This is a genomic window from uncultured Lactobacillus sp. (assembly GCF_902491705.1).
Taxonomy (GTDB): domain Bacteria; phylum Bacillota; class Bacilli; order Lactobacillales; family Lactobacillaceae; genus Lactobacillus.
On record NZ_CABUIW010000069.1, the window covers coordinates 1 to 9,539 of the forward strand.

At 36.3% G+C, this 9,539-nt stretch carries 6 protein-coding genes and 1 pseudogene; 3 read left to right on the plus strand and 4 right to left on the minus strand.

What is annotated here, in order from left to right:
* Nucleotides 1-210 precede the first annotated feature (210 nt).
* The gene (locus RDN22_RS10150; protein WP_308557967.1) at nucleotides 211-624 is read right to left on the minus strand and encodes a peptide deformylase; all 414 of its coding nucleotides are present in this window, start codon (nucleotides 622-624) and stop codon (nucleotides 211-213) included.
* A gap of 66 nt (nucleotides 625-690) precedes the next feature.
* On the opposite strand from RDN22_RS10150, the gene RDN22_RS10155 reads away from it, so the two are divergent.
* Nucleotides 691-1,911 carry a DUF2075 domain-containing protein gene (locus RDN22_RS10155; protein WP_308557968.1) on the plus strand — a complete coding sequence of 407 codons (1,221 nt, stop codon included), beginning with the start codon at nucleotides 691-693 and terminating at the stop codon, nucleotides 1,909-1,911.
* Between the two features lie 213 nt (nucleotides 1,912-2,124).
* Nucleotides 2,125-3,138 (plus strand): serine hydrolase domain-containing protein, encoded by a 1,014-nt coding sequence (locus RDN22_RS10160; RefSeq protein WP_308557969.1) that lies wholly within the window; start codon nucleotides 2,125-2,127, stop codon nucleotides 3,136-3,138.
* Between the two features lie 41 nt (nucleotides 3,139-3,179).
* Here the strand turns inward: RDN22_RS10160 and RDN22_RS10165 are convergent, their stop codons facing one another.
* From RDN22_RS10165 to RDN22_RS10175, 3 genes are all read right to left on the minus strand, one after another.
* The gene (locus RDN22_RS10165; RefSeq protein WP_308557971.1) at nucleotides 3,180-6,005 is read right to left on the minus strand and encodes a DEAD/DEAH box helicase; all 2,826 of its coding nucleotides are present in this window, start codon (nucleotides 6,003-6,005) and stop codon (nucleotides 3,180-3,182) included.
* A 66-nt stretch (nucleotides 6,006-6,071) separates the two neighbouring features.
* Nucleotides 6,072-7,514, minus strand: coding sequence for an amino acid permease (locus tag RDN22_RS10170; protein WP_308557973.1), 1,443 nt, complete (start codon nucleotides 7,512-7,514; stop codon nucleotides 6,072-6,074).
* A 71-nt stretch (nucleotides 7,515-7,585) separates the two neighbouring features.
* Nucleotides 7,586-8,413: an exodeoxyribonuclease III gene (locus RDN22_RS10175; protein WP_308557975.1), complete on the minus strand. Its 828-nt coding sequence runs from the start codon at nucleotides 8,411-8,413 to the stop codon at nucleotides 7,586-7,588.
* A 624-nt stretch (nucleotides 8,414-9,037) separates the two neighbouring features.
* On the opposite strand from RDN22_RS10175, the pseudogene RDN22_RS10180 reads away from it, so the two are divergent.
* Nucleotides 9,038-9,539: pseudogene (locus RDN22_RS10180) on the plus strand (lactate dehydrogenase); the annotation flags it as partial.

Consider the following 9,539-nt stretch of genomic DNA (forward strand, 5'->3'; position numbering starts at 1 on the left):
CGCGCCTCTCTCGAAGCGACTTTATTAATTTACCTTATTTTCTCTCCTTTGGCAAATTTATATTTCATTCGTCTTTCAGCTTATTCAAAGATTGATCGCGCTCGATTATTCTAAAAATATAGCAAAAGACTATCATTAAATATGATAGCCTTTCTTTTGTTACCCATATTACGAACAAAGTGCTTAAAAATCTTTCAAAAAAACTTTATTTTATATCAAAATTCCTTCGCAATGATCCATTTCGTGTTGAATTACTTCCGCAATAAAGTCAGAAAATTCCTGTGTCTTAGTTTTAAAGTCCATATCTTGGTAAGTAACTGTGATTGTTTTATAGCGTTTAGTCTGGCGCTCACCTGCTAGGGACAAACATCCCTCCGATGTCAGATACTCTCCACTTCTTTTTATAATTTGCGGATTAAGCATAACTAATGGTAGTGGCCCTACATAAAAAGCTATAATTCGTTTGTTTTTTCCAATCATGTTAGCAGCTAATCCTGCAGCTTTGTCTTTATTTGCCAAAAGCGTATCGCGCAAGTCTTCCGCAATTTTCAAATCTGCTTGATTTGCACTTGTAGATTTTTGACTTAAAAAGAGTTGATCATGAATAATATTTTGTGCTGTCATAAAACCATCCTGTATCACTAATGTTTTTTACTAACTATAATAGATTATTTTAGAGGTAATTTATCAATGAATAATCAAGCATATCAAAAATTATCGCCTAATCATGCATTAACTGATGAACAAAATCATTTAATTAAGCGAATTATAAATTTTTCAGCAAACCATTTACAAAATAATGACGTGCCCGCTGTTTTTACCATTTATGGTGATGCTGGTACCGGTAAAAGCGTAATTCTTTCTTCATTATTTGATCAGATTCAAAAATTAAGTCGAAATAATGTTGCTCCTTTTTCAGGTACACAAAATTACTTTTTAGTAAATCATCCAGAACTTCTCAAAGTATATAAGCAGATTGCCGGCCCATTAAAAGAGCTCTATAAAAAAGATTATATGCGACCTACTTCTTTCATTAATCAATTAGATAAAAAGAAAAAATCTGCAGATATTGTTGTGATTGATGAGGCACACCTGCTTTTATCACAACCTGATCATTACAATAACTTCTATCATAATAATCAACTTGAAGAAATTATTAAGCGTGCCAAAATTGTCATCCTTGTATTTGACGAATACCAGGTATTGCGCATGAAAAGCTTCTGGACTAAAGATCGCCTAGAACAAATTACGCATCAATATTCATATGAAGACTATACTTTGCGTCACCAATTTAGAATGATGGCTCCTGATAATTTAATTAATTGGTTTAATGCCTTTACTCAAGGAACGCTGCTCCCTTTTGATAAAAGCATGTGGCAAAATTATGACTTTCGCATTTTTACTGATGCTGAAAAGATGAGACAAGAAATCGTTAAACAAAATAATGAAACAGGTTTAGCCAGAATTCTTTCTACATCTGGTTACCCTTCTACTTTAGATGGCGGTAAACATTATATTAAAGAAGGCAACTTCAAAATGCCATGGGATCAGTACAATTACACTTCAACGCCATGGGCTGAAATTCCTAAGACCATTAATGAAGTAGGTTCTATTTATACTTGCCAAGGATTTGATTTAAATTATGCTGGCATCATTATTGGCCCACCAATTAGCCTAGTGCCACATACTAATAAATTGCAGGTTAATCTCGACAAAATTACTGATATAGAAATGTTCAAAAAACGCAGCGATTTAACAGATTCCAAAGCCAAGCTAAAATATGAACAAAGAATGGTAATGAATTCATTAAATGTACTTTTTAAGCGTGGTATTAAGGGAACTTACCTATATGCACACGATCCTTATTTACGCGAAAAATTGAATAAATTATTTATCCAAGCTAATAATTAAATTGGTCCGTTTATACTTTCTTAATAATTTTGAACTTGTATAGACCAAGTATCGCGCTAAAATGTAGGTTAGACATATTTAAGGGAGGCCCTCAAAATTTTAAAAAAAGCAATTATTGGTATAGCCGCAATTACTTTATTTGGCATTGCAACACCTGCAATTAGTACTAAAGAATCAACTCCAGTTCAGGCGAGCACATATTCCAAAACAGAAATGCGCAGCTTTGTGCGCAATGTCTTAGCACAAAATAATAGTCGCGGCACCACTGTAGTTATAAAAAATGGCCGTCCGCAACAAATCAGTTACGGTTGGGCTTGGTACGGTAAAAAGATTGGTAACGAAAACGAACAAGTAGTTTATCCAACTGGTTCTTTACAAAAAGTTGTTACTGCGGCCATGATCATTCAATTAATGAATGAAAAGTGGCACACAAGCGAAAAGTTCACACAAAACACAAAAATATCACGCTGGTACCCTAACCTTAAAAACGCTGATAACATTACGTTAGGTGAATTAATGACTCATACTTCAGGTATTAATGCCGCAAACACCGAGACTGATCGCGGCAACGATAATACAGAAGATGAAGCTATTAACTGGACAGTAAGTAATGCCAACTCTACTGAGCCTGGTACTCCCGGAAACTATTTCTACAACAATACCAATTACATCTTGCTTGCCGGTATTATTAAAAAAGTGAGTGGTCAATCTTATGAATCCAACTTCAATAGTAGAATCGTTAATAAACTAGGTTTAACAAATACTTTCCTATATCAAAACATCCCTAGTTGGAAGAGCGATCCTATTTCTTACAGTTGGGAAAACGGCAATAACTACCAAGATCCTGAATATGTAAAAAGATCCTTGGCATCCCAGCTTCCTGGTGCAGGTAACATGTTTACTACTCCAATGGATTATTACAAGATTCAACTCGGTTTGACCGATGGTGCTATTTTGAGCAAATCAGATTTCCACTATCTTACAAATTTAAGCAGCAAATATACCGACTATTCTGGTGGTCTATATATCGACAATGATGGTACTGTTAAATCTGCTTATGGTAATTTAACCGGTACTCACTTTGGCATGTGGTTCCAAATGACTACTGATAATCGCAATGGTTTGATTATGTTTTTGAACCAAACTTCAGGTGATGAAAATGCACAAAAACAAATGGCTATGCAAATTTTGAATCACATTAGACCTAACACCTTTACAACTAATTAATGATTAACAAAAAACAGCTTTCTTCTAGAAAGCTGTTTTTATTATGCAAATAAGTAAGTATACATTTCACTAGTCAGTGGCTTTTCAAAAATTAAGTTCATCCCTACCGCTGGCTTTTTCTTAGCACCAATCAATTCTTCTTTGACTGAATCTGGATCAATCTTAGCTTCACCCAAATAAAAGAACTGCTTACCTTCCGCGTCGCTTCTTTTAACAAACAGGTGAATATGCATCCCCTTAGTGTGAAGCAGCCGCTGTACTTCTTCTGAATCTAAGTGACGCGGCACTCTTGTATACCAGCGCAAACTCCGTCCATCTTCTAAAGTATTATCGTAAACAGCATTGCGCTTTTGCTCATCGCCTTTTTCATAAGTGATAAAAATCGGCGTATCATGTTTACCCACGCGATATCCATACATTGGGGCAGAGACATCTTTAGGCCAGTTTAACAAGCGGCACGCATCTTTTCGATCATATTGCTGATATAGTGTGAATTGATGCATATTGTCGTATGGCTTATTTAGCTTAATGCCCGTTGTAATTACATCTTTGACTAATCGTTTAAACCACTCATTTTCTTTAAGGGCAACAATGATTTTTTCATTGAATTCATAATCTAGTAAATTTTCATGCTCAATTATTGGTAAATCACCATATTGGACTTTTTTAGTAGTTTTGCCTTGCTTAACATCAAAAAATGACAAAGACAGAATATCTTCAACTGATTTCAAAACTGCATCATCTACATAGCCTTGCTGTTTAAGCAAATCTACGTAATCCTCTTGTCTAACTTTTCCATTTTTTAAGAGTAGGTCTAACAAAAACAACTCATGAATTCTCTTGCCGTTCAGTAATTCCTTAGTGAAAAAGGTCAGTACTTCATTTTCATATTTGCTTAACTCGATCTTTTCACCCATCTTTTGCAAGAAAGTCATGTAATTATCTAAGCCATGGTTGTTGGCAAACACCATTGGTGAAACTGAGCCATATTCGTAAAAGTTGTTCAAAAGCGGAATACGACCAATTTTATTCTTTAATTCTTGATAGCTCTGGCGTAATTCTCGCAATCCATCAAGTTTCACTTGATCTAGTGAAGTCAAAATCTTTTCTGAGGCAACCTTACTGAAATTAATCGTCGAAACATCGATTAATCTCGGTAAACGCGTTTCTCTTTTAGCCTTATCCTTATCGCGAGAAGTATCTTGATTCAGAGCAATTGGGATCAAATAGTTGTTTTTGTAATTACCAATAAAATCAATCACTGTCACAAAATCTTTGCCAGGGTATTTTCTTAGGCCTCTACCTAACTGCTGAGTAAATACAATACTTGACTGCGTATTGCGCAACATGATTATTTGGTTTAGCGACGGAATATCGACTCCTTCGTTAAATAAATCAACGGCAACGATATATTCAATTTCCCCATTAATCAGCTCAGAAATAACTTGACTGCGGCGTCTTTCGCTATCTTCATTAGTCAAAGCTACTGCTGGATGACCTTTTTCAGAAAATAATTGAGCTAACTCTTTTGCTTCATCCTGCCTGCTGCAAAATACCAATCCTTTGGCGCGACTTCCGCAATAGCCATAATATTCAATTTCTTTTAATGCGTAGTCTACCCGCTTTTCAGAAACTAAATACCGCAACTTGGTGTTTTCATCAATTGCTTGGTTATCCACTTCATAGTCTTGCACGCCAACATAATGAAATGGTGCCAGCATCTTTTCTTCTAGTGCATCCCGCAAGCGAATCTCATAGGCTAAATTGTAGTCAAAAATCTGATATACATTTTGCTCATCCATTCGCTCAGGTGTAGCTGTCATTCCTAGTAAAAATTGTGGCTTAAAATGCTCTAATATTTTTTGATAACTAGGTGCTGCTGCTCTGTGGGCTTCATCAATCAAAATATAGTCAAATTCATCTTTAGCAAAACTTGCTAAAACATCAGGCTGACTCAAAGTCTGTACAGTCGCAAAAAGATATTTTTTATTCATATCATGATGATTGCCACTCAAGAGGCCATAGTCTGTTCTTTTTCCACCAATCACTTTATAAAAACTTTCAAGCGACTTCTTTGCGATCTGTTGGCGGTGCACAATATATAAAAATCTTTTAGGCTTAAAATCTTTAACAGCAAAAGCACCTAAATACGTTTTACCTGTCCCTGTAGCTGAAACTACCAATCCACGTTTTTCACCGCTATCTACTAATGCATTCAAATTCTTTAATGCGGCTTGTTGCATCTGGTTGGGCTTAATTTGTGTTTGAGCTTTATGAGTAAAATTAACCTTTGGTTTAACCCAATTTGCCTTATATTCTGCTAACCATTGATCAGTCAAAATAAAACTATTTTGCTTAAGTACCTCAATCTTTTGGGCAAACTGCTTAGTCAAATTAGCTTGTTTATTTGAACTAACCTTTAGTGCCCATTCATAGTTGCTAAGCAAAGCTGCTCTAGTAAAATTGGCGCTGCCTACGAGACAAGTTTGATAATTTTCATGTTCAAATAAATAGCCTTTAGCATGAAAGCCATTTTGCTGCGCAATTCTAACTTCTAGATTTGGTATTTTCTGCAATTCTTCAAAAACACGTGGATTGTTAAAGTTAAGATAATCCCCTGTAATAATCGTCCCAGAAATACCTTGATCTGCTAAGTCAGCAAGCACTACTTTAAGTGGAACCAACATATCTTGCGTAATAAAAGCAACTGCCCAAGTAAAGCTTTTGCAGCTATATAGCTCTTCGCGCAAAGTAAACCAGATTTTTTCTTGAGTATTATTGCTAATGATTCTTGGTCCCAGCATTTCGCTGCCAGGATATTTTTCATCTTCAAAGCCATTTAGAATTGCATCTTGCATAACTGTCATGTTTTCCACCTCATTTTCTGATTCTACTAAAAAAGCACTCGCTTTTTAAAACGAATGCTCTAGGTTTTATTCATTTTGCCATTTTTCATGCCAGTGATATAAAATCAGCGGCAAAATTGATACAATCGCACACATTCCTACCAAGGTCCAAACATAGATATGAGCTAAATTGCTTGGAGTACCTTGAGCTGGTACGAATGTCACAAAGAATGCGACTACAGTAATAATAAATGCCAAAACAGCAATTGCAATACTGATGTTAGGATTCTTACTCATGTAGTACATACGGTGGTAGTCTTCATGCTTTCTCTTTAAAACAATGTAAGCTGTCAACATGATCATATAAACCATCAAGTACTGTGCAGTTGTAGCAGCTAAAGATACGTTAAACGCAAAGTCCGCATTTGCACCACTGGTAAATGTGATCAAAAGTGCAGAAATAGTAACTATGCTTGATTGCAAAATCATGATTCTAATTGGCACACCATGCTTAGTAGTTTTCGCAAAGAATTTAGGCATGTAGCCTTCCTTTGCGGCTTCGTACATCCCTTGGTTAGGACCGGCAATCCAGTTACCAAGTTCACCAATAATTCCGCAAGCAAGCATCACACCAACAATCTTTTGCAATAAATCACCTGGAAGGCCAATTGAGGTAAGAAGCTTACCGTATGTATAAACAAATCCTGTACTATTTTGAATTTGATCCTTAGGTACAGTCATTCCAATTGCCATACTACCTAAAAGGTCAAAGCAAATAGCAGTGATTGCTAAAGCAAGCATAACTTTTGAATATGAACGAGGGTGGTCCAAGTTTTTAACGTGAGGCGCCGATGCTTCCCCGCCGCAGAATGCCAACATAAATGGAACAAAGGCAACTAAGGTTGCACCATCCAGCTTATGTGGAATTACGGTATTCCAATTAATTGTCATATGAAGCGGATGACCTTGGGCTACATAAACAAAGAATGAAATGATTAATAAAACTACAGGAAGAGCAATTCCTAAAATGAACAGCCACTCCGCAATTCGACCAATCTTTCTAACCCCGATCAATTGAATCGCAGTTGCTCCCCACAGAATTACCATCATCAAAGCAAAACGTACAATTGGCGTGGTATTAAACCATGGCGTACCAAGTGCAATTGATAAAGCCCCGATGATCACATACATCATGGTATCCATCCCTACAGTAATGTGGATCCATTGATAAAACATGGCAGTCCAACCAGTTTTATCACCTAAAGAGCCTTTAACCCAGGTGAAAATACCGCCTTTTTCCCAGCCATCGATTGAAGCCATTTCTCCGGCCATTTGCGTAATTGGTATAAACCAGGCAATACCAGCAATTAATAAATAAAATAGCGCTGTAGCACCAGTTTTACCAAATGGAGCTAGCTCATCAACAGAAATAACCATTGAGCTAGTCATGGCAAATAACTTGAATGCAGTCAGACGATTATATTTCAAATCCTGCTGCAAGGCCCAATCTTCTTTTTTCTCGTTATTCAAAAAATTAACCTCTACTTTTCTATTTTTCAAAAAATTTTTTCGAAAAATATTATACTAGTGTTTTTGCTAAATTAAAGGTTAACTTCAAGCAAAATTGGGCAGTGGTCTGCTCTTTTACCAGTATCAATCATTTCTGAACGAACTACTTTATCAGCTATGCGGTTAGATACTAACCAATAATCGATTCTCCAGCCAGAGTTGTTAGCCTTAGCAGTTCTAACTCGTTGAGCCCACCAAGAATAAACATCCGTAATGTTGCCGTGAACTTTTCTAAATGTATCAGTAAAGCCAGCATCTAGCAATTTGGTAAAACCAGCTCTTTCTTCATCAGTAAAACCAGCTGAATGGTGATTATTTTCTGGGTGCTTCAAGTCAATTTCAGTATGAGCACAATTGTAGTCCCCACTTGCCATCACTGGTTTTTGTTCATCTAATCGATGTAAATATTCAGTGTATTTTTGATCCCAAATTTGACGATCGGCTAAACGCTTCAAGCCGCTGCCTGAATTAGGTGTATAAACTTGCGTTACAAAGAACTTGTCAAACTCAAGCGTAATAATTCGACCTTCATGATCCATCGTATCAGGTGCGCCAATTACTGGATATGAAGCTTTGGGAGTTAATTCTTTTTTATAAAGATACATTGTTCCAGCATAGCCTTTTCTTGCTGGTTCTTCTGAAGAGCGCCAAACATAATCGTATTCGGGAAACTTTTCAGCTAAAACTTTTTGGTGTTTTTTAGTTGGGCCTGTTGCGCGCAATTTAGTTTCTTGAATTGCGATAATGTCAGGATCTGCATCATGAATTTTATCCAAAACTTGACGCGTTTCTTCAGCTCTAGCTGATGTACCAGTTAAAGCCGCATTAAGTGAATCTATATTCCATGAAATTAAAATCATTGGTTTGTTCTCCTTTTAACACTATTCAGGCTAATTATAACCGAAAAAAAGAAAAGGACTGGCTTAGATGACTAATCTAAACCAGCCCTTTAAGGGAGTTGTGTTGAATGAGAATAACGAGATTTTTTTACATTAGCCTACTCATCACTAATGTTGCGAAAATGATTTATCAAGATTAACAAAAAGGTTCAACGCTCAAGATATGCAGGGGGCTTGATTCATCACTTTCACAAAAAGGGGATGGATTTTTTATCAACATTTGCTCTTGCGCCCACATAGGGGACGGACGCTTAAGCTACCCAATGTATGAGTTAATAAAAACTCCAATAGGATGTATTAATAAGGAATTAGAAGATTTGTTACCTTCTTGCAATATATCTTTTTTTGATGCGTTGCATTTTTGTTATGAGTATATAATACCAGTCACATGACATAGTGTCACTATTTTATTTTATGTCTTAATAAATCCTTAAACAATTGCCATATATAGGTAATGATAGCTCTTTCATATTTTTAAATATTTAAAATTTTCCACAAAAAATAAACCTTTTTGTGTTTTGTTGAGCAAGTGGAAGTGTATAATGAGGAATGGTCATACTAATAAATTTTACGGAGGTTAAATTTATGACAAAGATTTTTGCTTACGCTATTCGTAAAGACGAAGAACCATTCTTGAACGAATGGAAGGATGCTCATAAAGATGTTGAAGTTGAATACACTGACAAGCTTTTGACTCCTGAAACTGCAAAGCTTGCTAAGGGTGCAGATGGTGTTGTTGTTTACCAACAATTAGACTACACCCCTGAAACTCTTCAAGCATTAGCAGATGCTGGCGTAACTAAGATGTCATTACGTAACGTTGGTGTCGATAACATCGACATGGACAAAGCTAAAGAATTAGGCTTTGAAATCACTAATGTTCCTGTTTACTCACCAGACGCTATTGCTGAACATGCTGCTATTCAAGCTGCACGTGTATTACGTCAAGACAAGCGCATGGACGAAAAGATGGCTAAACGTGATTTACGTTGGGCACCAACTATCGGCCGTGAAGTTCGTGACCAAGTTGTAGGTGTTGTTGGTACTGGTCACATTGGTCAAGTATTTATGAGAATTATGGAAGGTT